This window comes from Nonomuraea sp. NPDC049129 (genome assembly GCF_040648495.1).
Taxonomy (GTDB): Bacteria; Actinomycetota; Actinomycetes; order Streptosporangiales; family Streptosporangiaceae; genus Nonomuraea.
Genome location: NZ_JBEZDU010000003.1, coordinates 637493 through 660716, shown reverse-complemented (window position 1 = coordinate 660716; position 23224 = coordinate 637493). Strand labels below are relative to the sequence as shown.

The following is a 23224-nucleotide window of genomic DNA, read 5'->3' as shown; positions in this document are numbered from 1 at the left end:
TCAAAAAACCAGTGTCCGAATTATCGGGCCAGCGCAGACGCGGCGGCATGAACAGCGGACATGACACCAGGTGAGCGCGTCGATACGCATCATCCATGCGTCCGATAACAGCAACACGTCATGGCGCGGGACGCGAATGCACCTGTCGTTCTACAGATCGTCATCCATGTCTGTAAGTGTTGCGTTTCCTTCGGACGGGACGGATCATTTCGATCATGGGTTGTGTCGCCGCCCAGGGGGGTGAGTCCCACACCGTTTCGTGCTCAGGAAGGACGATTCATGATCCGTCGCGCACTGGTCGCAGCAGCCCTGGCCACCACTGCCCTCATCGCCCTCCCCACCGGCCCCGCGCAGGCCTCAGCCTGCCCGGAAAACTACCTCTGCATCACCACCTACTACTCCGACGCCGCCCACACCACCGAGATCGGACTGAGAGAGGAACTCTGCGACGGCACCGTGTACGTCTGGGGTGTGCGCAGCAACTACTCGGACTACTATCGAGGCCCCTGCTGAGCGGAACGTGAAACGCCGGGCAGTTCGTTTCCAGCGATCCCGCCGAGACTCCGCCTTCGTGCTGACGAAGAACCATTCATGATCTGTCGCGCCTCATCGCCTTAGCCTGGCCACCACCGCCCTCGTCGCCCTCCCGACCGGCCCCGTGCAGGCCAGGGCGTCGCGGACCTATGAACCGTTTCCCGGCGACTCCGCCGGGTCCCATCCGCTTTCCCGCAATCAGGAAGGACGATTCATGATCCGTCGCGTACTCGGCATTGCGACCTTGGCCGCCGCCGCCCTCGCTGTCATACCGACCACCGCACAAGCCGGCACGCTGGGTTTCCGCTGCCCGGCCGGCTATGAGTGCAACACGGCGTACTACTCCGACTCCGCGCACAACAACGTGGTCGGAGCCAAGACGGAATTCTGCGACGGTGAGGTCTCGACCTGGGGCACCATCAGCCGCTACAGCGAATGGACCTCGAGCCCCTGCAACTGAGCGAAGACCTCCGGCGGGGTCGCGCACCGGCGGCCCCGCCGGATTTCCGTCCCGGCGAAGAGACACCGGCACCAGTCCGCGTTGTGAGCTCGCTCACAACGCGTCACAGCCGAGCAGGGCATTCCGTCATAGAGGCCATGACAAACTCGGAACAGACCTCGGTATTGATCACTGGCGCCAACAAGGGACTCGGCCTCGAGGCGGCCCGGCGGCTCGGCGAGCAGGGTTGGACGATCTTTCTCGGCTCGCGTGATGAAGGCCGCGGACAGGCAGCCGCCGACAAGCTCACCGACGGTGGCGCGAACGTCGTCATGGTCCCCCTGGACGTGACCTCGGACGAATCGGTCACCGCCGCCGTACGGCTCGTCCGGGAGCACACCGATCGGCTGGATGTGCTGATCAACAACGCCGGCGCGCCAGGAAAGGCCATCGCGCCGGCCGACGCGACAGTCGACGAGATTCACTCCGTCTACGACACCAACGTGTACGGACCGATCAGGGTCACGCAGGCCTTCCTGCCCTTGCTGCGGGCGGCCGATCATCCGCGGGTGGTGATGGTGTCCAGCGCCGTTGGTTCCTTCGCGGTCGTGACCGATCCGGAGCAGCCCGCCTCGAAAATGCACGAGCTCGCCTACAGCTCGTCGAAAGCGGCGCTGAACATGATCACCGTCCGGTACGCCCAGGCGCTCCCGGAGATCAAGTTCAACATCGCCACTCCCGGAGAAGTCGTCAATCACAAATTCGCGGCCACCGACATGAACCATCACACCGGGCAGCTGACGGTCACCGAGGGCACCGACTCGATCGTGAGGCTCGCGACGATCGACGCCGACGGGCCGACCGGGATCTTCATCGATCGCCTCGGCCCCATCGCCTGGTGACCGCCGCGCAACCATGATCGAAGGCCCCCGGGTAACCTGCTGGACGTCGTGCGGAGGTGTCCACGTAGGAGAAGGCCAAGGAAATGAGCCGAGTGCCTGGATCAGCGGATGAGACGGGCGCGGTCGCGTACCGGCCGCTCCTGTTCTCCATCGCCTACGGGATGACCGGGTCGGTGGGCGACGCCGAGGACATCGTGCAGGACGCGTTCCTCGGCCTGACCCGGGCGCGCCAGGCCGGAACCACGATCGCCGACCTGAAGGCGTACCTGACGACGACGGTGACGCGGCTGGGCATCGACTACCTGCGGTCGGCGCGGGTGCGGCGGGAGACGTACGTCGGGGACTGGCTGCCTGAGCCGGTCGTCGTGACCGCCGATGGGCCGGGGCCGGTCGAGCACGTCGAGCTGGCCGACTCGCTGTCGATGGCGTTCCTCGTGCTGTTGGAGTCCCTTTCGCCGGTGGAGCGGGCGGTGTTCATGCTGCGCGAGGTGTTCGGGTACGGCTACCCGGACGTGGCCAAGATGACCGGCAAGACCGAGGTGAACTGCCGGCAGATCTTCACGCGCGCCCGGCAGCGCATCGCCGCCGGGAGGCGGGGGCGCGACAGCATGCCGTCCCCGGCGTCGCGCGGCAGCGTGCCGCCTCCGGCGCGGCGGGCGGAAGGCGAGAAGCTCGCCCGCAGGTTCTTCGAGGCCGCCGCCGGCGGCGACATGGACGCGCTGCTCAGCATGCTCGCGCCCGACGTCGTGCTCATCGGGGACGGCGGCGGCAAGGCCCAGGCGATCGCGAAGCCGGCGGCCGAGCCCCGGCGCGTCGCGCAGCTGCTCGTCGGCGGGTTCCGCCGGATCCGGATGCTCGGCGTCTCCTTCCGGCCGGCCTGGGTCAACGACCGGCCGGGCGCGGTGATGTACGACGCCGAAGGGCGCGTGGCCAGCGTGGTCGAACTCGACATCGCCGACGGTGTGGTCCAGGCGATCCACTCGGTGGCCAATCCCGACAAGCTCGGCCATCTCGGACCGGTATCTGATGTGGCGCGACTGCCGGAGAAGAACTGATCTCGTGTCCAAGCGAGTGGCGAGCGCCGTAGATCCCGGCAAGCGCCGTAGATCCCGGCAAGCGCCGTAGATCCCGACAAGCGCCGTAGATCCCGACAAGCGCCGTAGGTCCGGGCGAGTCGCAAGCGCGGTGGAACGAGGCGGGCTGGGCGCGTCTGGACAAATTGGGCATTGACGAAAAATTCTTACATGTTTTGATGGATCAAGTCGGAAAGTTTCACCACCTCATCGGGGGACCCCTGCAGAGCCCACCCCAAGGAGGACGCGCATGGTGCGCCGCCAGCCCACTGACCCCCCACCCATCGACTTATACGCCTCCGTCCAAGGAGAGGTCTCCTGGTTCTGCTGCGGCACAGCCTGGGGACCGTGCAGCACCACCGGCAAGGGAGCCTGCGGCACCTGCAACTCGGGCAGCCTCCAGCACGCCTGGCCCAACACCTCCGACGCCTGCTTGGCCATCACCCACCCCGACACCTGCGGCGTCAGCCTCTCCCGGCGGACCTGCGGGTTCCAGCACAAGATCACGGCGCTGTGCAGCGGTACCAGCGTCGTCACCGCCATCGCCGACTGCGGCCCCCAGACGGACCTGTTCTGCGGTGAGAAGAGCTGCTGCGGCGCGACCTGCGCCAGCAACCGCCTGATCGACCTCACCCCGGCCGCCTACAGCAAGATCGCCAGCCTCTCCGCCGGCCTGAGGCCCTGCGAGATCTCGACCCCCTAGGGAGCTGACGATGACCAGTAGACGGCAAATGCTCAAGTCCGCCCTGCTCGGGGGCGGGGCCAGCGTGGTCGCCGCGACCGCGCTGGGCTCGCTCGGCCCCGAGGCGGCGTTCGCCACGGCCAGGGCGCCCGAAGTGGAGCCCGGCTCCGTGGACCCCAACTTCGCCGAGGGCCGGATCCGCTCCATCAAGGACAACACGCTCCTCGTCCTGGGCTCGAACATGGTCTTCCACAACATCCGGGTCGTGGACGGCACGAGCCTCTGGAAGCTGGGGCCCGTCCCCTTCGACCAGGCCAAGCCGGGTGACGGCCTGTACGCCCGAGGTGTGCGGATGCCCGACGGAGTGCTCGCCGCCGAATCGGTGTGGCTCAACATCGTCAACATCAAGGGCCACATCAAGAACATCACCAGCGACAAGATCCACCTCGACCACAACGGCCAAGAGGTCCTCTGCCACGTCGTGTCGGGCAAGTCGGTCGCCGTCCACTCCGAGTCACCGCCGTCCGCGGACCTGTCGATGCTGCGGGTGAGCCAGCACGTGCAGATCCTCGGCGCGTGGCGACCGGACACCAACGAGGTCGACATCGCCACCGTCTTCTCCCCCCACTAGGAGCGACACATGCAAGGGATCGCCGCGCTTCAGCCGTACGTGATCGCCCTCTTCCTCGTCTGGGCGGCCCTGCTGAAACTGTTCAGCCGTCGAATGCGGGCGGAAGCCGGACGGACCGCACTGGCCCGGCTGGTCGGCTCGGCGCGCGCGGTCCCCACGCTCCGCCTCGTCGGGGTGGTGGAGCTCGCGGTGGCGGCCGCGCTGCTGCTGCCGCCCGCCACCCCTGAGGAGGGCGCGGCCGCCGCCGTGCTCTCGGCGGGGTTCCTCGCCTACCTCGCCTATGCGTACGCGGCCGCGCCCACGTCGTCGTGCGGCTGCCTGGGCGCGCACTCCCATCCCGTGGACGTGCGCGCCTTCGCCCGTGCGGGGCTGCTGTGTGTCGCGGGCGTCGCGGCGATCTGGGCAGGGCCGTACCCGCTGGATCCCCCGCTCGTCGCGCTGGGCCTGGTGGAGGTCGTCGCCCTGCTGGGCCTCTCGGCGGAGCTGGACCATTTCTGGCTGAGCCCACTGCGCCAGCTCCTCGTACGGCTCCGCCGGCCACTGGCCGTACGCTCACCGGGTGAGATCCCGCTGGAGGTCTCGCTGCACCTGCTCTACCTCAGCCCCGCGTACTGTTCGGCGTCCGCGCAGCTCACCTCGGACGTCCAGGACGTATGGGACGAGGACGGCCTGCGGTTCGTGGTGTACGGGGCGCGCGAGCGGACGGCCGTCTTCTCCATCCCTCTTGCCGGAGCCGACCCCTCGGCCGTCCGCGTCGCGCTCACCTGATCAGGGCGTCTGACCGGGCTGATCGACGATGCCACCAGGAGGCCACGCGGTTCCCGAAATATCGCCTGAAGCGCTGCGCGCCTATGCCGGTGCGAGGGCCTTGGAACGATCGGCGATGAGGTGGACGGCGATGCCGGCGAGCACGGTGCCCATGAGGTACCGCTGGATCCGCAGCCAGAGCGGGCGGCCGGCCAGGAAGGCCGCCAGCGTGCCCGCCGACACCGCGATCAGCGCGTTGACCAATGTGCCGATGAGGATCTGGACCGAGCCGAGCGCGAGGCTCTGCAGCAGCACGTGCCCCATGGCCGGATCGATGAACTGCGGCAGCAGCGAGAGGTACAGGATCGCGATCTTCGGGTTCAGCAGGCAGGTGAGCAGGCCCATGGCGAAGAGCTTGCGCGGCGGCTCGATCGCCAGCTCGCGCGGCTCGAAGGCGGAGGTGCCGCCGGGCTTGACGGCGTTCCAGGCCAGCCAGAGCAGGTAGGCGGCGCCGGCGAGCTTGAGGGCGGTGTAGGCGGCGGGTACGTACGCGAAGATCGCCGTCAGGCCCAGGCAGGTGGCCGTCAGATAGACGGTGAACCCGAGCGCCACCCCGATGAGGGAGATCAACCCGGCCCGGCGGCCCTGGGTGATGGAGCGCGACACCAGATAGATCATGTTCGGCCCGGGGGTGAGAACCATGCCCAGCGACACCAACGCGATTCCCAGCAGACCACCAGTCATATGGGCAGATTAGCGGACATTGCGCCCGGCCACCGGTGAATACTCTGCGTAAGCGCGCGGGTATGAGAGGTTCACCGTTGGCATCTATACGCCCCTTTCGGGAAGCTGTCATCCGAGCAGCACCCGAGAAGGGACCTCAGCGATGGACTTCAGGGACGACGCCAACCTCGATTCCTCACAGGTGGAGGACGTCGGCGGTAGTGGAGGGGGCGGGGGCGGTGGCGGGTTCCCCGGCGGCATGGTCATCGGCGGCGGCGGAATCGTCAGCCTGATCGTGCTCGTCATAGTCTTCGTCCTGAACAACCTGAGCGGCGGAACCGACCAGCCGGCACAACAGCGGCAGCCGTCCTCGAACCTGTCGCAGCAGTGCCGTACTGGCAAGGACGCCGATCAGTCGGAGAAATGCCGGGTTGTCGGCGTGGTCAACAGCATCCAGGACTACTGGAAGACCCAGATTTCCGACTATCGCCCGGCGAAGACCGTCCTGTACTCCGGCAGCCTGCGCACCGCCTGCGGCGCGGCCAGTTCGGCGGTCGGCCCCTTCTACTGCCCCGGCGACCAGCGCGTCTACCTGGACCTGAGCTTCTTCGACCAGTTGCAAAGCCAATTTGGCGCAAAAGGCGGCCCATTCGCACAGGCGTATGTAATTGCCCACGAGTACGGACACCACGCCCAGGACCTCCTAGGCGAGCTCTCCCAGGGCAACTCGGTGGCGACGGAGTTGCAGGCCGACTGCTACGCGGGTGTGTGGGCCAAGCACGCCGTCGAGACCGGCTTCTACGAAAAGCCGTTCACCACCGCGGAGATGGCCGAGGCGCTCGACGCGGCGGCGGCCGTCGGCGATGACCGGATCCAGCAGCGTACGCAGGGCAGGATCGACCCAGAGTCGTTCACGCACGGCAGCTCCGAGCAACGCGTCAACGCCCTGAATCGCGGTTACAAGATCGGCGATCCGGCCAAATGCGCACAGGCCGATCTTGTATAACGGCGGCGTAGAACACGAGTAATCGGATTCTCTCCTAAAATCGTTGGGGTGATCTTTAAGCTTGTCGGTGACGGACGTCCTTATCCCGACCATGGTCTGACGCCCAGAGAGTGGGCGCAGATCCCCCCACGGCAGGTCCGGCTCGACTCGTTGATCACCACGAAGGCCATGCTGGACCTGCACTCCCTGCTCGCCGCCGACTCCACGTTCTACGGCGACCTCTTCCCGCACGTGGTGCAGTGGGAGGGCGAGCTCTACCTGGAGGACGGGTTGCACCGGGCGCTCCGGGCGGCCCTGCACCAGCGCTCGATCCTGCACGCCCGAGTCCTGGAGATGCCCCGCTGACAAAGATTTGTCGGACCCCTTCGGCAGGATGCCTCCATGGTCTCTTTTCAGCTGGTGATCGACTGCGCCGACCCCGGACGGCTGGCGCGCTTCTGGGCCGACGGCTTGCGTTATGAGCTGGAGGAGCCGCCGGGCCACTTCGACACCTGGCGAGACTACTGGCAGAGCATCGGCGTGCCGGATGAGGAGCTCGGCGACGGAGACTGCTCCGACAGCATCGTCGATCCGGAGGGCGGAGGCCCGCGGATCTGGTTCCAGCAGGTGCCTGAGGGCAAGGTGGTTAAAAACCGCTTCCACCTCGACATCAAGGTGGGCGGCAAGCGGGAGGAGGTCCCGCTGGCGATCCGCAGAGAGCGCGTCGACGCCGAGGTGACGCGGCTGGTCCGGGCGGGCGCCTCCGTCGTACGCGTGCTCGCCGAGCCCGGGATGGACCACTACGCGGTGGCGATGACGGACCCGGAGGGCAACGAGTTCGACGTGGTCTGAGAGGTCGCCTAAGAGGCCGTCCGGCTCAGAGGCCGGCTGAGAGTTGGTGCGATGGACGAGGCCGTGGCGCGAGCGAAGTTCCTGGCAGCACGCAGCGCCAGGCTGGCCACCGTGGACGAGCAAGGGGCGCCGCACCTGGTGCCCATCGTCTTCGCGGTGGCGGGCGACGTGATCGCCTTCGCCGTGGACGACAAACCGAAGCGGACGACAGACCTCCGCAGGCTTCGGAACATCGCGAGCGACAACCGGGTGTGCGTCCTGGTCGACCACTACGCCGACGACTGGCGGCGCCTGTGGTGGGCCCGAGCCGACGGCACGGCCGCGCTCGTCGACGACGACACCACACGCGGCCAGTGGCTCGACCGGCTGGCCGCACGCTACGACCAATACGTGGAGCGACGCCCCGCCGGCCCGGTGATCGCGATCACCGTCGAGCGGTGGAGCGGCTGGGCCTACGACGAGTAGGAGGGACGATGTCCGACAGCCGCCTTCGGCTCGGCGCCTGCCTGTCCCTGTCGGGCAAGTACGCGAGATTCGGCAGGCAGGCCGGACTCGCCCTGGACATCTGGCGGTCCACAACCGGCGCGGCAGACCTGCTCATCGAGGACGACGGCAGCGATCCCGAACGGCTGGCCGCCCTCCTCCCCAGGTTGTCGGCGGAGTGCGACCTCCTGCTCGGCCCCTACTCGACCATCCTCATGCGAAGAGCGGGAACCGTCGCCGCGACCCTGGATCGCCTGATCTGGAACCACGGCGGATCAGGCGACGACGTGGAGACCGCCCACCCCGGCCACGTCGTGTCCGTGCCGACGCCAGCCAGCCGCTACGCGGAGCCCTTCGTCCGGCACCTCGCCGCCCGCGAGGATCCCCGCCCGCTCCTGATCGTCACCGGCAAGGGCCGTTTCGGCCGTCAGGTCGCCGATGGCGCTGAGCGCCTGGCGCGCGCCCTCGGGATAGACACCATCCACCGCCGCCCGAGCACACCGGAGGGCTACACCGGCTCGCTCGAAGAGAACTGGGACATCTTCCGCTCGGGCTCATTCGAGGAGGGCTGGGATCTCTTCTGCGCCGGCTCGTTCGAGGAAGACGTGGAAACGGTCATCTCGGCCAGATCACTGCCGACGCCTCCGCAGAACGTCTGCGCCGTGGCCGCGGGCGTTCGCGAGTTCGGCCAGGCCGTCGAGGGGCCCTTGGGCATCTACGGTGTCGGGCAGTGGTTCCCGGGGAGCGGCGGTCATGTCGAGTTGTCCATGAGCGAGGACGACTTCCTGAGCGCCTACCGGAAACGCTCCGGGTCACTCCCCGACTATCCAGCAGCCCAGGCCGCGGCCGCTGCCGCGATCGCGACACACTGCGCCGGGCAGGCGGCCGGCGCCACACGTGAGGCGCTGTGGGATACGGCCGTAGCGCTGGAGACAACCACCATGTTCGGCGCCTTCAAGGTGGATCCCCGCACGGGTGCCCAGATCGGGCACCAGACGGCACTCACCAGATGGGGCGCCGAAGGCCCCGCCATTGTGACATCAAGGCCCCGCGGCCCGGCCACCCCGCCGTTGTGACATCAAGCCCCCGCGGCCCGGCCACCCCGCCGTTGTGACATCAAGGCCCCGCCATCGTGACGACAAGCTCCCGCCACCCCAAGGTCCGCCGTGGCAAAGTCCTCGCTCGGCCTGGCCTCAGCCGGAAGTCAGCTTTGCGGGCGCTCACCTAAGGCCTCGGCCCAGCCCATGTCCTCATAGCTGACCTGCAGTGTCGGCGACGATTGCCCTTGTTCGCGGAACTCGTAGGAGAGCAACTCCGCTGTCTCGTCGTCCACGATCAGTCGAGCCTCGCCCGCAGAGTCCCCATTCCCTGCTGCGGCCCGCGCCAGGGCGACCCCGGTGCGCCCCAGCGAATCGGTGACCTCTCCCAGCGACTTGATCGCAGGCTGTTCGGCAAGCAGCCGGTAGAGGGCGGAGCGGGTCCCGGGGCTGATCGGACCGGCCAGCAGGTCCTGCGCCGCCGACCACACGTATTCGGTGAACTCCGGTTTGGCGGGCCACCAGTCGCTTGCGCGCTCCTCGTCGAACAGCCGCCGCAACTGGCTCTCCAGCCTGTCCTTGCTGGTCGGCAGCTTGAGCAGTTGCCGGACCGTGAAGTTGTGGTTGCCGATCTGAAAGTGGAGTTCCATGTCGTAGTCGTTGGTCGACGGCTTCTCTCCGGCAAGGGCGGGCGAGCCCAGCTGCTTCCACTTCGCCTCGTCCGCCGGGGAAGCGAAGGCGACCTTAGGGTCCTGACCCGTCACGGTTCGGCTGGGCTCGCCCTTCTCGCTCGCGTACCAGCTGTCCTGGGTACTCGCCACGGTCGCCGAGAAGGGGATCTTCTGCCGTTGCGGCTTTTTGAGTTTCTTCCCGTAGTAATGGGCCGGCTGGGAGGTGCGTTGACGGGTGTACCAGTAGGGGCCCGACGTGGCCGGCTCGCGGGCGGCGGTCTCGGCTGCGGCCAGCAGGACGGACCGGGCGTCCAGAGATTGCGTACGGGAGGAATGCGAGGACCGTGAACCGTCTCCGGCGAGCGGCGCACTGGCAATCGGTGGCGGGCCGGCCGGGACAATTCCGCCACTGCCCAGAACCACGACGACGGCTGCCGAGGCAATGACCGTTCCGGCGATGGCCCCCACCACGGCACGGGTCCGCTTGGCCCGGCGTCCCCGGCGTACCAGAGCCGACACCGGCGCGGGCGTGACCGGTTCACGCTGAGCGAGAGTCCGCAAGGCCTGTGCGAACTCTTCATGGTCGTCGTTCATCGCGCTGCCTCCTGGTTATCCCGCAGAGCCGTGCGCAGCCGCGCCATCGCTCTGGAGTGCTGACTCTTGACTGTGCCGACCGTGCAGCCGAGTGTCGCCGCGACCGCTTTCTCCGTCAGGTCCTCGTAGTGCCGGAGGACGACGATGGCGCGCTGCCTGCGCGGCAGGGCGAGCAGCGCGCGGCGTAAATCCTCGTGCGGCTCGTACGGCCCGGACCGAGGATCAGCGTGATCAGGCAGGTCGGCAGTGGGCAGTTCCCGTTGACGTCGCCGCCACCAGCTGACGTTCCCATTGACCAGCATGCGGCGCAGATAGGCATGCGGGTCGGTGGGACCTACGCGTCGCCACCGCACGTACAGCCGCACCAGGCAGTCCTGGAGCAGTTCCTCGGCCCGGTGCCGGTCGCCGGTGAGCAGGATGGCGACGGCCATGTGCCTGTTCCAGGCCGCCTCGGCGAAGGTGGCGTACGCGGCGTCTTCCGTTGGATCACTCACATGGCCTCAACGCGGAGCTGCCGCAAAAAGGTTGGCAGAAGGGCGGAACTGTTTCCGCGCCCTCGCGCCGGACGCCCGTGACGGTCAGGACATGAGGTCCCGCAGGAGCTCGATAGCGGCGACCCGACCGGCCTGGCTGTCCGCCAAGGGCTTGACGCTGACCGTCGTGATGCCGCACGCGGCGAGTTCCGCGAGCCGGTCGGCCACGTACTCCTTCGGCCCGACCAGGGACGTGGCGCGCAGCAGGTCCTCGGGGACCGCGGCCTCCGCCTCCCGCTTGCGTCCCGACAGGTAGAGGTCCTGGATGAGCTCGGCCTCCCGCTCGTAGCCGTAACGGCGGGCGAGGTCGTTGTAGAAGTTCTTGCCCCGGGCGCCCATGCCGCCGATGTAGAGCGCGAGCTGCGGGCGGGCACGGTCGAGCAGGTGGCCGACGTCGTCGCCGATGGCCAGGGGCATGGTGACCACGATGTCCAGCGGGCCCAGGGCCGGGTCGCGGTGGGCCTGGCCGGCGTCGAGCGACGGGCCCCAGACCTCGCGCAGCCGGCCGGGATGTACGAAGATCGGCAGCCAGCCCTCGGCGATCTCGGCGGCGAGTCTGACGTTCTTGGGACCGATGGCGGCCAGCATGACCGGAATGCGGTCGCGTACCGGATGGTTGATGAGCTTCAGCGGCTTGCCCAGGCCCGTCCCGCGCCCGGCCGGCAGCGGGAGTTCGTAGTGCTCGCCCTCGTACACGACCTCCTCGCGGCTCCACACCCGGCGGCAGATCTCCACGATCTCGCGGGTACGGCCGATCGGCGCGTCGTAGGGAACGCCGTGGAACCCCTCGACCACTTGCGGCCCTGACGCGCCCAGGCCGAGCGTGAACCGGCCGTCCGACACGTAGTCCAAGCCGGCCGCGGTCATCGCGAGCAGCGACGGCGTCCGGGTGTAGATCGGCAGGATCGCCGAGGCGAGGTGCATCCGGTCCGTGGCCGACGCGAGATAACCGAGCTGGCTCACGGCGTCGAAGGAGTATGCCTCCGCCACGAAGGCGATCTCCACCCCCGCCTTCTCCAGGTCACGCAGGCCCGCGGCCACCTGCTTGAAACCGCCGCTGTAGGCCAGGGTCGTGCCGATCCGCATGGCGAACCTCCAGGGTGGGATGGGCGGCAAACCCGCTCCGGCTGCGCCCGACAAGGTGTTGACGTGTGTCTTCGAGAGACCTACATTACGCGTACTTAACGAACGATCGATAGTGCCAACTTAACGAACGATTGATCTATACCTCGGGAGCGGAGCGACCAGAGCGGGGGAAGGCGGCGGCATGGGCGACCGAGCCCGCCTCACGGAGTGAGGCCGCGAGAACAGCAAGGAGAAGCCGGATGCTCGAGATCGAAGGGCTCGTCGTTCGCTATGGCGCACGTGAGCCCGTACTTCACGGAGTGAGCCTCGCGGTCGCCGAGGCAGGCGTGGTCGCGCTGCTCGGCGCGAACGGCGCGGGAAAGACCTCCCTCATGCGGGCCGTCTCGGGGACGGTGCCGTTGCACGGCGGATCGGTCGCCGCGGGATCGATCAGGTTCCTGGGCCAGCAGATCGCCGGCGCGAACCCGGCGGCTGTGGTGACCGGCGGGCTCGTCCAGGTCCCGGAGGGCCGACACGTGTTCGGGCCGCTCACCGTTGACGAGAACCTCGACGCGGGCGCCGTCACCGTCCGGTCCCGCGAGGCGCGGGCACGCTGTCGCCGCCAGGTGTTCGAGATGTTCCCCCGGCTGGCCGAGCGGCACCGTCAGCGCGCCGGCACGCTGTCAGGCGGCGAACAGCAAATGCTCGCCATCGCCCGCGCGCTGATGGCCCAGCCGAAGCTGCTGTTGCTGGACGAGCCGTCGCTGGGCCTGGCGCCGCGACTGGTCAAGCAGATCGGCGAGATCGTGCGTGAGATCGCCCGCGACGGCGTCCCCGTGCTGCTGGTGGAGCAGAACGCGGCCATGGCGTTGTCCGTCGCCCAGTCGGCGTACGTCCTTGAGCTCGGACGGGTCGTCTTGAGCGGACCGGCCGACGAACTGTCGCACAGCGACGAGGTCCGCCGGCTCTACCTCGGCGAAGACCTGGAAACCGACCACGACGACCCGCGCGACGGCCGTGCCGTGCCCCAGCTGGCCCGGTGGACGGCGTGAGCCCGCCCCGCCTCGTGGTGGACGGGGTGAGCGTGGCCTTCAGCGGTCTGCTGGCACTGGACGAGGTGTCGTTCACCGTCGAGCCGGGGACCGTGCACGCGGTCATCGGCCCCAACGGGGCGGGCAAGTCGTCGCTGCTCAACGCGCTGTGCGGCATCTACCCGGTGGCCGACGGACGCATCCTGCTCGACGACCACGAGGTGACCCGGCAGCGCCCCGACCGGGTCGCGGCGCTCGGGGTCGGCAGGACCTTCCAGAACATCGTGGTCTCGCCGCGGGAGTCGGTGCTGGACAACCTGATGGTGGGGCGGCACCGGCTGACCCGCGCCGGCCTGCTCAGGACCGCCCTGTGGCTCGGCCGCGGCGAACAGCGCCGCCACGAGGCGCGGGTACGGGAGATCGCCGAGTTCGTCGGCCTCTCGGCGCTGCTGGAGGCCACCGCCGGGCGGCTGGCGTACGGCGACCTCAAGCGCCTGGAGTTCGCCAGGGCGCTGTGCCTGGAGCCGCGCCTGCTCATCCTCGACGAGCCGGTCGCCGGCATGAACACCGCGGAGAGCCGGGAGCTGGGGCGGCTGGTCCTCGCGGTGCGCGACGCCCTCGGCCTCACCGTGGTGTTCGTGGAGCACGACATGGGCGTGGTCATGTCGATCGCCGACCGCATCACGGTGCTGGACTTCGGCAAGGTCGTCGCCGAGGGAACGCCGGCCGAGGTGCGCCGGGACCCGACCGTGGTCAGCGCCTATCTCGGCGTGCCGGACGAGGACGCTCCGGACGAGGACGCTCCGGACGCGCACGCTCGGGACGAACCCGTGATCGAGCAAGAGGCCGAGAGGACGCCGCGATGATCCGCCTGCTGGAACTGCTCGTCAACGGCGTGTCCCTGGGCCTGCTGTACGCACTCATCACGCTCGGCTTCGTCATCGTCTTCAAGGCCACCCGCGTGGTCAACTTCGCTCACGCGTCATTCCTGCTCCTGGGCGTGTACGTGGTCGCCGCCACCCAGTCGCGGATCGGGTTCGCCGCGGCGGCGCTGCTCGGCCTCGCCGTCGCCGGCCTGCTCGCGCTGGCGACCGAGCGGCTCCTGCTGGCCCGCATCGACCCGCACAACCACCACTCGATGGCGATCCTCACGATCGGGCTGAACGTCGTGCTGACCGCCGAGCTGACCCGCCGCCTCGGGGAGCAGGTGCTTCCGCTGGGGGCGCCGTGGGACGGCGAGGTGGTCAACCTGGGGCCGCTGACGCTGCCGCTCACGATCGTCATCATCGTGGTCGCCGTACCGCTGCTGATCGGCGGTCTCACCGCGCTGCTCACGCTGACCGGCTGGGGGCTGGCGATGCGCGCGTCCATCGCCGACGCCGAGGGCGCGGCGCTGGTGGGGATCCGGCTGCGCCGGGTCTCGGCCGGCGCCTGGGTGGTGGCCGGGCTGCTGGCCACTGCGGCCGGGATCGGCCTGGCCTCGTTCCCCAGCCCCGGCGTCAGCCTGAGCATCGAATCGGTCGCGATCGCCGCCTTCCCCGCCGCCATCATCGGCGGATTCGACTCGCTCGGCGGGGCCATCGCCGGCGGCCTCATCGTCGGGGTCGTCCAGGTGCTCGTGGCCGGTCACCAGGACTCGCTCGCGTTCCTGGGACTAGGAGTGGGCGACGTCGTGGCCTATCTCGTGATGATCGTCGTGCTGCTGTGGCGGCCGTCCGGACTGTTCGGGTCGAAGGAGTTCAGCCGTGTCTGAGGACACCATCGCACCTGTCCGTCCCGTCCCCGCCGATTCGCGGGCCCGGACGCTGCCGCGCCGCCTGCCGGCAGTCGCCGCCGTGGTCGCCGCGATCGTGGTGGCGCTGGCCCTGCCGCTGTACGTGGACGCGTTCTGGCTGCGCATCGGCTTGTTCGCGATGGCCTCGGCGGTCGGGGCGCTCGGCCTGACCATCCTGTTCGGCGCGGCCGGGCAGCTGTCGCTCGGGCACGCGTTCTTCGTCGCGGTCGGCACATACGGCTACGCGTTCCTCTCCGGCGGCGAGGGCGGCCATCTGACGGGCCTGGGACTGCCCCCGCTCGTGGCGGCGGTGCTCGCGACCCTGCTCGCCGGGCTGTGCGGCCTGCTGTTCAGCCCGATCGCCAGCCGGTTGCGCGGCATCTATCTCGGCATCGCCTCGCTCGGCCTGGTCTTCCTCGGCCACCACCTGCTGCTCAACATGCGGCCGGTGACCGGCGGCTACGACGGGCGCTCGGTCACGCCGTTCGCGCTCGGCGGGTTCGTCTTCTCCGACGCCGGCGGCCTCGTCGTGCTCGGGGTGCCGTTCGGGGCCGTCGAGAACCTCTGGTATCTCTTCCTGGCCGTCACCGTCGTGGCCATGCTGGTGGCCCGCAACGTGCTGCGGGGCCGGCCGGGCCGGGCGTTCCGCCTCATACGTGACAGCGAGGTGGGCGCCGCCGCGATGGGCGTGCGGGTGCAGCGCACCAAAGCGGCCGCGTTCGTCCTGTCCTCGATGTACGCAGGCGCCGCCGGCGTGCTGACGGCGCTGGCGTTCCAGCGTGCCGTCCCCGACTATTTCGACCTCCATCTCTCCATCGACTTCCTCGCGATGATCATCCTTGGCGGGCTCGGCTCGACGTCCGGCGCCATCATCGGGGCGACGTTCGTGGTCGCGCTGCCGATCGTGCTGTCCCGCTACGCCGACGTGCTGCCGCTCGTCGTCGGCCCCGGCCAGGACGGGCTGGAAGCGTCCATCGCCGCGCAGTTCGTGTACGGCGCGCTCGTCGTGGTCGTCATGCTGACCCAGCCCGGCGGGGTGCGCGCGATGGTGCACGCCCTCCGGGACCGGCGCAGGCCGGCCGCCCCCTGACCCCTTCTCGACACCCCCCAGAGAACTACCAGGAGAACCCATGAACCGGTCCCGTCCGCGCGTCTTCGCCGCGGCCGCCCTCGTGGCCGCCCTGTCCGTCACCGCTTGCTCCACCAAGGCCACCTCGTCCGGGAGCGGCGCCGCCCCCGGTGTCAGTGACTCCACCATCAAACTGGGCATGCTGCTGGACCTGTCCGGCGCGTTCGCCACATCAGGGAAGACCAGCAACACCGCCAGCCAGTTCGCCGTCGACGAGATCAACGCGGCGGGCGGGGTGTGCGGGCGGAAGATCGAGCTCGTCATCCGGGACCACGGGTACGACGTGCAGAAGGCGGTCACGGCCTACGACGAGGTCGCGCCGCAGGTCCTCGGGTTGCTCAACGTCTACGGTTCGGCGATCACCTCGGCGCTGCGGGACAAGATCACCTCGAACGACATGCTGGTCGGCCTGACGGCGTTCGCGCCCACGCTGCTCGGCGATCCGCATCTCCTCGTGGTCGGCGCCACGTACGACGTCCAGGCGATCAACAGCGTCGACTGGATGGTGCGGGAGGGCATGTTGAAGAAGGGCGACACCCTCGGGCACATCTACCTGCAGGGCGAGATCGGCGAGAACAGCCTGAAGGGAAGCACGTTCGCAGCCGGGAAACTCGGTCTGAAACTGTCCGGCCAGCAGATCAAGCCGACCGACGCCGACCTCACCAGCCAGGTCAACGCGATGAAGGCGGCCGGTGCCAAGGCGATCCTGCTGGACTCGACGGCGAAGCAGACCGCGGCGGTGGCCAGCGCCGCCCAGGCCGCCGGACTCGACGTGCCGATCATGGGGAACGTGGCGACGTTCGCCACGAGCCTGCTGTCCACGGCGGCCGCGCCCGCGCTGATCAAGCGGTACTACCGGGTGTCGGGCATCGGGCTGCTCAGCGCGGACACCCCCGCGGTCAAGGCGCTCGCGGACAAGTGGAAGGCCAAGTTCGGCGCGCAGCAGCCGGAGTCGGGCGGCGCGGTGGTGCTCGCATACCTGTCGACCCACCTGTGGGCGAAGATCATCAGTGGTACGTGCAACGACCTGACCCGCAAGAGCCTGCTCGCCGCCCGCACCAAGGTGACCAGCTTCAGCATCGACGGGCTCGGGCCGGCGCTGGACCTGTCCGAGCCGGCGCAGCCGACCTCGCGGGCCAGCCAGATCCACCGCCCCGACCAGGGCGTCTACGCCGGCATGAAGCTCATCGAGGACTTCAAGGTGTCCGACCTCGCCAAGGAGTATCAGGTCAAGGCGGGCTAGCCCCGGCCGGGGCTGATGATCTCAACATCGGACACGCTTAGAATAGGATGTGGTGATGGCGACACGCGGCACGGCAGCGGCGGCGGATCGGCCGCCGGGGGCGGTGACCAGGGGAAACGGGCTTGCCGCGATCATGCGGTCGGCACGCGACATCTTCGCCGAGCGCGGCTACCACGGCGCCTCGATCAGGGACATCGCGAAGGGCGCGGGGCTGAGCCTCTCGGTTCTCTACTACTACCACGCAGGTAAGCAGGAGCTCCTCCACGCGCTGCTGGAAGACGCGCTCGACGACTGCCGGCGCGGCTGCGAGACGGCACTGACCGCCGCCGGGGACGACCCGGCGGCGCGGCTGAGCGCCTTCGTCCGGTCCACGGTCGAATACCGGGTGCGGCGCCAGGTCGACAGCCTGCTCGCGCTGCGGGAGCTGCGCAACCTGGAGCCGGAGCGGCTGGAGCGGTTCGTGGAGCGGCGCGACGCGCTGCCGAAACTGCTGCGTGAGATCATCGACGACGGCGCGGCGCGCGGCGTCTTCGCCACTCCCCATCCCGACGAGGCGCAGCGGGCGATCCTGGCGATGTGCAACGCGATCGCCCAGTGGTACCAACCCGACGGCGACCTGAGCGTCACCGACCTGGTGGAGCGCTACGTCCATCTGGCGCTCACGGTGGTGGAGCACCGCCCGCCGGCCCGAAGGTCGCGCGCCAAGACCCGCTGACCCGCCGATCCGGACCCTGACATCGCCGGTCCGCGACCTACACTTAACGATCGTTCGACAAGATCCTGGTCTTGCCGGCAGAGAGAGGAACGATGCGACGCACCGTCTTCGACGACGACCATGAGGCGTTCCGGGCCACCGTCCGTGACTTCCTCGCCCGGGAGGTCGTCCCGATCTTCCCCGCGTGGGAGAAGGCGGGCGCGGCGCCCCGCGACTTCTACCGGCGGCTCGGCAAGCTGGGCGTGCTCGGCCTGCAGGTCCCCGAGGAGTACGGCGGCGGCGGCCAGCGCGGCTTCAGGTTCAACGTCGTGGTGAACGAGGAACTGGCGCGGGCGAAGCTGGGCCTCGGCCCGGTACGGGTGCACACCGACATCGTGCTGCCGTACCTGCTGCGCTACGCCTCCGAGGAGCAGAAGCGGCGCTGGCTGCCAGGGGTGGCCAACGGCGAGCTGATGACCGCGATCGCGATGACCGAGCCGGGAACCGGGTCGGACCTCGCCGGCATCGCTACGACCGCGGTGCTCGACGGGGACCATTATGTGCTCAACGGGGCCAAGACCTTCATCACCGGCGCTGTCAACGCCGACCTCGTACTCGTCGTCGCCCGTACGTCCCCGCCCACGGGCGACCGGCGGGCGGGGCTGAGCATCCTGGTCGTCGAGGCGGGCTCGCCCGGCTTCTCGGTGGGCCGCAATCTGGACAAGCTCGGGCTCAAGGCGCAGGACACCGCCGAGCTGGCCTTCGAGGACGTCGCCGTGCCGGCGGCGAACCTGCTGGGCGAGGAGGGCCGCGCGTTCGAGTTCCTCCGCCACAACCTCGCGCAGGAGCGACTGTCCATCGCCGTGAACGCGCAGGCGGCAGCGGCGACGGCGCTGGAGGTCACCCTCGCCTACGTGAACGAGCGGAACGTCTTCGGCCGGCCGCTGTCCGGCTTCCAGAACACCAAGTTCGTGCTCGCCGAGTGCGCGACCGACGTGGAGGCGGGCCAGGCGCTGGTCGACCGCGCGCTGGAGGAGCACGACGCCGGCGAGCTGAGCGCGGCCGATGCGGCCAAGGTGAAGCTCTTCTGCACCGAGCTGCAGTCCCGCGTCGTCGACAAGTGCCTGCAACTGCACGGCGGCTACGGGTACGTGCTGGAATACCCGATCGCCCGCATGTACGCCGACGCGCGCGTCACCCGCATCTACGGTGGCACCAGCGAGGTCATGAAGAGCATCATCGCCAAGTCCATCGGCCTCTGACCAAGGGAGCACCTCGATGAGCACAGTGCTGACCGAATTCGCGGACGGCATCGCGGTCATCACCATCAACCGGCCCGCGGCACGCAACGCGGTGGACCTGGAGACGACGAAGGCGCTCGCGGCGGCGATCGACGAGCTCGAGTCCAGGCCCGACCTGAAGGTGGGGATCCTCACCGGAGCCGGCGGCACGTTCTGCTCCGGCATGGATCTGAAGGCGTTCACGCGGGGCGAGAAGCCTGCCCTGCCGGGGCGCGGCTTCGCCGGCATCACCGAGCGGCTTCCGGAGAAACCGCTGATCGCGGCGGTTGAGGGGTGGGCGGCCGCGGGTGGCTGCGAGCTGGCGCTGGCGGCCGATCTGGTGGTGGCGTCCCGAACTGCCCAGTTCAGCCTGCCCGAGGTCAAGCGGGGGCTGATCGCGGTCGGAGGCGGATTGTTGCGGGTGGCGAAGGCGTTGCCACACCACCTCGCCATGCAGCTGGTGCTCACCGGTGATCCGTTGCCGGCGGTGCGGGCGCACGCGTACGGGCTGGTCAACGAGCTCACCGAGCCGGGTGTGGCGCTGGAGGGGGCGCGGGCGCTGGCCGCCAGGATCGCCGCCAACGCGCCGTTCGCGGTGCGGATGTCCAAGCGGATCCTGTCGTCGTCGGTGAACTACACCGACGAGGCCGCGTTCGCGGCGCAGCTGAAGGTGTGGGCCGAGGTGGTGGCCTCCGCCGACGCGCAGGAGGGCGCCCGCGCCTTCGCCGAGAAGCGGACGCCGATCTGGGACCGTTGACCTGCCTTCCCTCGGGCAGCGACCGCTGACCTGACTTCCTTCGGGCGGCGACCGCCGACTTGCCCCGGGGATCCTCAGGCGTCGAGAAGGAGCGTGATGGTCTCGGCGACGCAGGCGGGTTTTCGTTCGCCGTCGAGCTCGATGGTGTAGCGCGTCGTGAGTGCGGCGCCCGTCGCGGTCTCCCGCAGGCCGGCGAAGGCGGCCACCGCCCGCAGGCGCGAGCCCTCAGGCACGGGCGAGGGGAAGCGGACCTTGTTCACGCCGTAGTTGACGCGGGCCCCGCCCAGGTCGAGGCGGAAGAGCCGGGGCCCGAAGTGCGGGATCAGCGACAGCGTCAGGTATCCGTGCGCGATGGTGCGGCCGAACGGACCGGACGCGGCCCGTTCTGGGTCGACATGGATCCACTGGTGGTCGCCGGTGGCGTCGGCGAAGGCGTCGATGCGCTCCTGATCCACGACGAGCCAGTCGCTGGGGCCGATGGGCTCGTCGAGGGCGCTCTTCACCTCCTCCAGGGAGGTGAAGACGCGGGCGGTCATGACGTCACCCGTTCGAAGACGGCGGCCAGGCCCTGGCCGCCGCCGATGCACATGGTCTCCAGGCCGTACCTGGCCTCGCGCCGGCAGAGCTCGCGGGACAGCGTCGCCAGCATCCGCACACCGGTGGCGCCGACCGGGTGGCCGAGCGAGATGCCGGAGCCGTGGACGTTCGTACGCTCCAGGTCCTCCTCGCCGAACTTCCACTCCCTCATGACCGCCAGCGCCTGGGCCGCGAACGCCTCGTTGAGCTCGATGAGTTCCATGTCGTGCAGCGAGAGGCCGGCCCGGTCCAGGGCGGCCGCGGTGGCGGGTACCGGGCCGATGCCCATGGTCTCCGGCGCGACCCCGGCCACGGCCCACGACACGAGGCGGACCAGCGGTCGCAGGCCGAGCCGGTCGGCGCGCTCGGGGGTGGTGACGAGGCACATGGCGGCGGCGTCGTTCTGCCCGCTCGCGTTGCCCGCCGTGACGGTCGCCTCCGGGTCGGAGCCGGCCAGGAGTGGTTTGAGCCTGGACAGGGACTCCAAGGATGTGTCGGCGCGGGGGTGCTCGTCGGTGTCGATCACGACCTCGCCGCTCCTGGTGGATACCGGGGTCGGGATGATCTCCTCGGCCAGGATGCCGTCGGCTTGGGCCCTGACCGCGCGCTGGTGGGACAGCAGGGCCAGCTCGTCCTGTTCCCGGCGCGAGATCGCGTACGCGCGGCGCAGGTTCTCGGCGGTCTCGATCATGCCGCCGGGAATCGGGTGGCTCCGGCCGCCCGCGGTCTGCCGGGCGCGTACAAGGCTGTCGTGCACCGCTACGCCGTTCCTCGCGCCCCATCGCATGTCCGTGGAGTAGAACGTGGCGTTGCTCATGCTCTCCGTGCCGCCCGCGACGACGACCTCATGGACCCCGGTCTGCACCTGCATGGCGGCGTGGATGACGGCCTGCAGCCCCGAGCCGCACCGGCGGTCGAGGTGGAAGCCGGGGACGTGGGCGGGCAGACCGGCGTCGAGCGCGACGACGCGGCCGATCGCGGGCGCCTCGCTGCTGGCGTTGCAGTGGCCCAGGACGACGTCCTCGATCTCGTCCGGCACGAGGCCGGTGCGCTCGATCAGGCCCTTGAGCGCGATGACGCCGAGGTCGGCCGCCGTCAGGCTCCTGAACATCCCGCCGTAACGGCCTATCGGGGTGCGGACGGGCTCACAGATGACCGCCTCACGCATGGCCGGCCCCTTCCTGGTCGATCGTCAAGGTACTGCGGGGCTCGTCATCCGCGACGAACACGCCCAGCGTCAGCGATCCGGTGTCCTCGACCCGCCGGAGCTCCGCCCGCTGGCCGCAGAACAGCGGCTTGCGGTTGCGGTGCCGCAGGCGGACGACCTCGCCCTGGTGCCCTTCGAGGCGGAGGATCTCCGCAAGGGCGAGCGTCATCAGGGGGCCGTGCACGACCAGGCCGGGATAGCCCTCGACACGGGTGGTGTACGGCCAGTCGTAGTGGATGCGGTGGGGATTCGCGCTCGCCGCGCTGAAGCGCATCAGCAGCGTCGGATCCGTGGCGAAATCCCAGGCCCACTCCCCTGTCCGGGTGAACGGAGCGCGGGCGGGGGCCGCGTCGGGCGGCTGCGCGGCCGAGGGCGCGGCGGGCCCGGCGTCCCGGTAGATCAGGTCCTGGCGCTCCTCGATCGCGAGTTTGTCATGCTCGTCGTACAGGGCGGTGACGACGGTCACCACGACGAGGCGGCCGGTGCGGCCGGACTTCTCGGTGACCGACTCCACGCGCGCCTCACGGCGGACCGTGCCACCGACCGTGAGCGGGGCATGGAGGACGACCTCGCCGCCGGCGAACATCCGGCGCGGCAGTTCCACCGGGGGCAGGAACGACCCGCGCGCCGGATGGCCGTCGGCGCCGAGCGCGGACGAGCGGGGCCAGCGGGCCAGGGCGAGCCAGTGCCACAGCGGCGGAAGGACGTCCCCCGGGCCGATCGCGGGCGTGCCGTCGTCGAACAACGCCGACAGCGCCGCCACCGGATGGGGGTCGACCGTCTCGGTCGTGACGACGGTGTGCGGTGCCCAGCTCGCATCAACCGCCCGCCGGTGACTGCTCACATCAACCGCCCGCCGGTGACTTCGAGCACGGTGCCGGTCATGTACGACGACAGATCCGAGGCCAGGAACAACGCCACCGAGGCGACCTCGTGCGCCTCGCCCGCCCGTCCCATCGGGATCTCGGCCAGCTTCTGGTCCCACGCCTTCTGCGGCATCGCCTCGGTCATGGCCGAGCGGATCAGGCCCGGCTGGATGGCGTTGACCCGGACGCCGTGGTGGGCCAACTCCTTGGCGGCGGCCTTGGACAGGCCGACGACACCGGCCTTGGCGGCGGAGTAGTTGGTCTGGCCGACCATGCCGACCTTCCCCGACAGCGAGGAGATGTTCACGATCGCGCCGCTCTTCTGCTCGCGCATGACGGCGGCGGCCTTGCGGGTGCCGTTCCAGGTGCCCTTGAGGTGGACGTCGATGACCTGGTCGAACTGCTCCTCGGTCATCGTGCGCATCGTCGCGTCGCGGGTGATCCCGGCGTTGTTGACCATGACGTCCAGCGAGCCGAACGCCTCCAGCGCCGTCCGGATCAGGGCGTCCACATCCGCGGCGCGGGTGACGTCGCACCGCGCCGCCCGGGCCACGCCTGGCCCGCCGAGCTCCTTGGCCGCCGCCTCGGCCGCCTCCAGGTTGAGATCGCCGATCACGACCCGCGCGCCTTCCCTGACGAAGACCTCCGCGATGGCGAGGCCGATGCCCTGGGCGGCGCCGGTGACGACCGCGGTCTTGCCGTTGAGCAGCATCATG

28 protein-coding genes are annotated in these 23224 nt (G+C 69.5%); 20 read left to right on the top strand and 8 right to left on the bottom strand.

Features of this window, described 5'->3' with window-relative positions; all coding sequences use genetic code 11:
- The first annotated feature begins 279 nt into the window (after window positions 1-279).
- From AB0B64_RS12615 to AB0B64_RS12585, 7 genes are all read left to right on the top strand, one after another.
- Window positions 280-513 carry a DUF6289 family protein gene (locus AB0B64_RS12615; RefSeq protein ID WP_357937925.1) on the top strand — a complete coding sequence of 78 codons (234 nt, stop codon included), beginning with the start codon at window positions 280-282 and terminating at the stop codon, window positions 511-513.
- Between the two features lie 235 nt (window positions 514-748).
- Window positions 749-994, top strand: coding sequence for a DUF6289 family protein (locus tag AB0B64_RS12610; protein WP_357937928.1), 246 nt, complete (start codon window positions 749-751; stop codon window positions 992-994).
- Window positions 970-1875 carry an SDR family oxidoreductase gene (locus AB0B64_RS12605; RefSeq protein WP_357937931.1) on the top strand — a complete coding sequence of 302 codons (906 nt, stop codon included), beginning with the start codon at window positions 970-972 and terminating at the stop codon, window positions 1873-1875. Before AB0B64_RS12610 ends, AB0B64_RS12605 begins: the two co-directional genes overlap by 25 nt.
- A 92-nt stretch (window positions 1876-1967) precedes the next feature.
- A complete protein-coding gene (gene sigJ / locus AB0B64_RS12600) occupies window positions 1968-2930 on the top strand; it encodes an RNA polymerase sigma factor SigJ (protein ID WP_357937933.1) in 963 nt (320 codons plus the stop codon).
- Window positions 2931-3198: 268 nt separating this feature from the next.
- Window positions 3199-3651, top strand: coding sequence for a hypothetical protein (locus tag AB0B64_RS12595; protein ID WP_357937936.1), 453 nt, complete (start codon window positions 3199-3201; stop codon window positions 3649-3651).
- 10 nt (window positions 3652-3661) lie between these two features.
- Window positions 3662-4261: a cell wall protein gene (locus AB0B64_RS12590; protein ID WP_357937939.1), complete on the top strand. Its 600-nt coding sequence runs from the start codon at window positions 3662-3664 to the stop codon at window positions 4259-4261.
- A gap of 9 nt (window positions 4262-4270) precedes the next feature.
- A complete protein-coding gene (locus AB0B64_RS12585) occupies window positions 4271-5029 on the top strand; it encodes a MauE/DoxX family redox-associated membrane protein (protein ID WP_358176841.1) in 759 nt (252 codons plus the stop codon).
- Between the two features lie 81 nt (window positions 5030-5110).
- Here the strand turns inward: AB0B64_RS12585 and AB0B64_RS12580 are convergent, their stop codons facing one another.
- Window positions 5111-5752, bottom strand: coding sequence for a LysE family translocator (locus tag AB0B64_RS12580; RefSeq protein ID WP_357937945.1), 642 nt, complete (start codon window positions 5750-5752; stop codon window positions 5111-5113).
- Window positions 5753-5894: 142 nt separating this feature from the next.
- Between AB0B64_RS12580 and AB0B64_RS12575 the strand changes: the two genes are divergently transcribed.
- From AB0B64_RS12575 to AB0B64_RS12555, 5 genes are read left to right on the top strand one after another with little or no spacing between them, the layout of a single operon-like run.
- Window positions 5895-6737, top strand: a complete 843-nt coding sequence (locus AB0B64_RS12575) for a neutral zinc metallopeptidase (protein WP_357937948.1) — start codon at window positions 5895-5897, stop codon at window positions 6735-6737.
- Between the two features lie 48 nt (window positions 6738-6785).
- Window positions 6786-7082: a type II toxin-antitoxin system VapB family antitoxin gene (locus AB0B64_RS12570; protein ID WP_357937951.1), complete on the top strand. Its 297-nt coding sequence runs from the start codon at window positions 6786-6788 to the stop codon at window positions 7080-7082.
- Window positions 7083-7118: 36 nt separating this feature from the next.
- Entirely contained in the window at window positions 7119-7568 is a 450-nt protein-coding gene (locus AB0B64_RS12565) for a VOC family protein (RefSeq protein ID WP_357937954.1), read from the top strand.
- Window positions 7569-7619: 51 nt separating this feature from the next.
- Window positions 7620-8033, top strand: a complete 414-nt coding sequence (locus tag AB0B64_RS12560) for a TIGR03668 family PPOX class F420-dependent oxidoreductase (RefSeq protein ID WP_358176838.1) — start codon at window positions 7620-7622, stop codon at window positions 8031-8033.
- A gap of 8 nt (window positions 8034-8041) precedes the next feature.
- Entirely contained in the window at window positions 8042-9127 is a 1086-nt protein-coding gene (locus tag AB0B64_RS12555) for an ABC transporter substrate-binding protein (protein ID WP_357937960.1), read from the top strand.
- A gap of 128 nt (window positions 9128-9255) precedes the next feature.
- Here AB0B64_RS12555 and AB0B64_RS12550 read toward each other — a convergent pair whose 3' ends face one another.
- The 3 genes from AB0B64_RS12550 to AB0B64_RS12540 all read right to left on the bottom strand — a co-directional run bounded on the left by AB0B64_RS12550 (window position 9256) and on the right by AB0B64_RS12540 (window position 11972).
- A complete protein-coding gene (locus AB0B64_RS12550; protein WP_358176835.1) occupies window positions 9256-10353 on the bottom strand; it encodes a CU044_5270 family protein in 1098 nt (365 codons plus the stop codon).
- The gene (locus tag AB0B64_RS12545) at window positions 10350-10847 is read right to left on the bottom strand and encodes a SigE family RNA polymerase sigma factor (RefSeq protein WP_358176832.1); all 498 of its coding nucleotides are present in this window, start codon (window positions 10845-10847) and stop codon (window positions 10350-10352) included. Before AB0B64_RS12545 ends, AB0B64_RS12550 begins: the two co-directional genes overlap by 4 nt.
- Window positions 10848-10931: 84 nt before the next feature.
- Window positions 10932-11972, bottom strand: coding sequence for an LLM class F420-dependent oxidoreductase (locus AB0B64_RS12540; RefSeq protein ID WP_358176829.1), 1041 nt, complete (start codon window positions 11970-11972; stop codon window positions 10932-10934).
- A gap of 239 nt (window positions 11973-12211) precedes the next feature.
- Here AB0B64_RS12540 and AB0B64_RS12535 point away from each other — a divergent pair, with 239 nt between their 5' ends.
- The 8 genes from AB0B64_RS12535 (at window position 12212) to AB0B64_RS12500 (ending at window position 19859) form a co-directional block, all read left to right on the top strand.
- Window positions 12212-13003 (top strand): ABC transporter ATP-binding protein, encoded by a 792-nt coding sequence (locus tag AB0B64_RS12535; RefSeq protein ID WP_357937972.1) that lies wholly within the window; start codon window positions 12212-12214, stop codon window positions 13001-13003.
- The gene (locus AB0B64_RS12530; protein ID WP_358176826.1) at window positions 13000-13848 is read left to right on the top strand and encodes an ABC transporter ATP-binding protein; all 849 of its coding nucleotides are present in this window, start codon (window positions 13000-13002) and stop codon (window positions 13846-13848) included. The genes AB0B64_RS12535 and AB0B64_RS12530 overlap by 4 nt, the downstream gene beginning before the upstream one ends.
- Window positions 13845-14735 (top strand): branched-chain amino acid ABC transporter permease, encoded by an 891-nt coding sequence (locus tag AB0B64_RS12525; protein ID WP_357937978.1) that lies wholly within the window; start codon window positions 13845-13847, stop codon window positions 14733-14735. Before AB0B64_RS12530 ends, AB0B64_RS12525 begins: the two co-directional genes overlap by 4 nt.
- Window positions 14728-15846 (top strand): branched-chain amino acid ABC transporter permease, encoded by a 1119-nt coding sequence (locus AB0B64_RS12520; RefSeq protein WP_358176823.1) that lies wholly within the window; start codon window positions 14728-14730, stop codon window positions 15844-15846. Before AB0B64_RS12525 ends, AB0B64_RS12520 begins: the two co-directional genes overlap by 8 nt.
- Window positions 15847-15886: 40 nt before the next feature.
- The gene (locus AB0B64_RS12515) at window positions 15887-17128 is read left to right on the top strand and encodes an ABC transporter substrate-binding protein (protein WP_357937984.1); all 1242 of its coding nucleotides are present in this window, start codon (window positions 15887-15889) and stop codon (window positions 17126-17128) included.
- Window positions 17129-17183: 55 nt separating this feature from the next.
- Complete coding sequence (locus tag AB0B64_RS12510; RefSeq protein WP_357937987.1) at window positions 17184-17843, top strand: TetR/AcrR family transcriptional regulator; 660 nt, start codon at window positions 17184-17186, stop codon at window positions 17841-17843.
- Window positions 17844-17935: 92 nt separating this feature from the next.
- Entirely contained in the window at window positions 17936-19084 is a 1149-nt protein-coding gene (locus AB0B64_RS12505; protein WP_357937990.1) for an acyl-CoA dehydrogenase family protein, read from the top strand.
- A gap of 16 nt (window positions 19085-19100) precedes the next feature.
- Window positions 19101-19859: a crotonase/enoyl-CoA hydratase family protein gene (locus tag AB0B64_RS12500; protein ID WP_357937993.1), complete on the top strand. Its 759-nt coding sequence runs from the start codon at window positions 19101-19103 to the stop codon at window positions 19857-19859.
- 74 nt (window positions 19860-19933) lie between these two features.
- On the opposite strand, the gene AB0B64_RS12495 is transcribed toward AB0B64_RS12500, so the two are convergent.
- The 4 genes from AB0B64_RS12495 to fabG are packed head-to-tail and all read right to left on the bottom strand — an operon-like array spanning window position 19934 to window position 23223.
- On the bottom strand, window positions 19934-20395 hold the full coding sequence (locus AB0B64_RS12495) for a MaoC family dehydratase (RefSeq protein ID WP_357937996.1): 462 nt from the start codon (window positions 20393-20395) through the stop codon (window positions 19934-19936).
- A complete protein-coding gene (locus tag AB0B64_RS12490; protein ID WP_358176820.1) occupies window positions 20392-21603 on the bottom strand; it encodes an acetyl-CoA C-acetyltransferase in 1212 nt (403 codons plus the stop codon). Before AB0B64_RS12490 ends, AB0B64_RS12495 begins: the two co-directional genes overlap by 4 nt.
- The gene (locus AB0B64_RS12485) at window positions 21596-22486 is read right to left on the bottom strand and encodes a MaoC family dehydratase N-terminal domain-containing protein (RefSeq protein WP_358176817.1); all 891 of its coding nucleotides are present in this window, start codon (window positions 22484-22486) and stop codon (window positions 21596-21598) included. Before AB0B64_RS12485 ends, AB0B64_RS12490 begins: the two co-directional genes overlap by 8 nt.
- On the bottom strand, window positions 22483-23223 hold the full coding sequence (gene fabG, locus AB0B64_RS12480) for a 3-oxoacyl-ACP reductase FabG (protein WP_357938005.1): 741 nt from the start codon (window positions 23221-23223) through the stop codon (window positions 22483-22485). The genes AB0B64_RS12485 and fabG overlap by 4 nt, the downstream gene beginning before the upstream one ends.
- Window position 23224 lies beyond the last annotated feature (1 nt).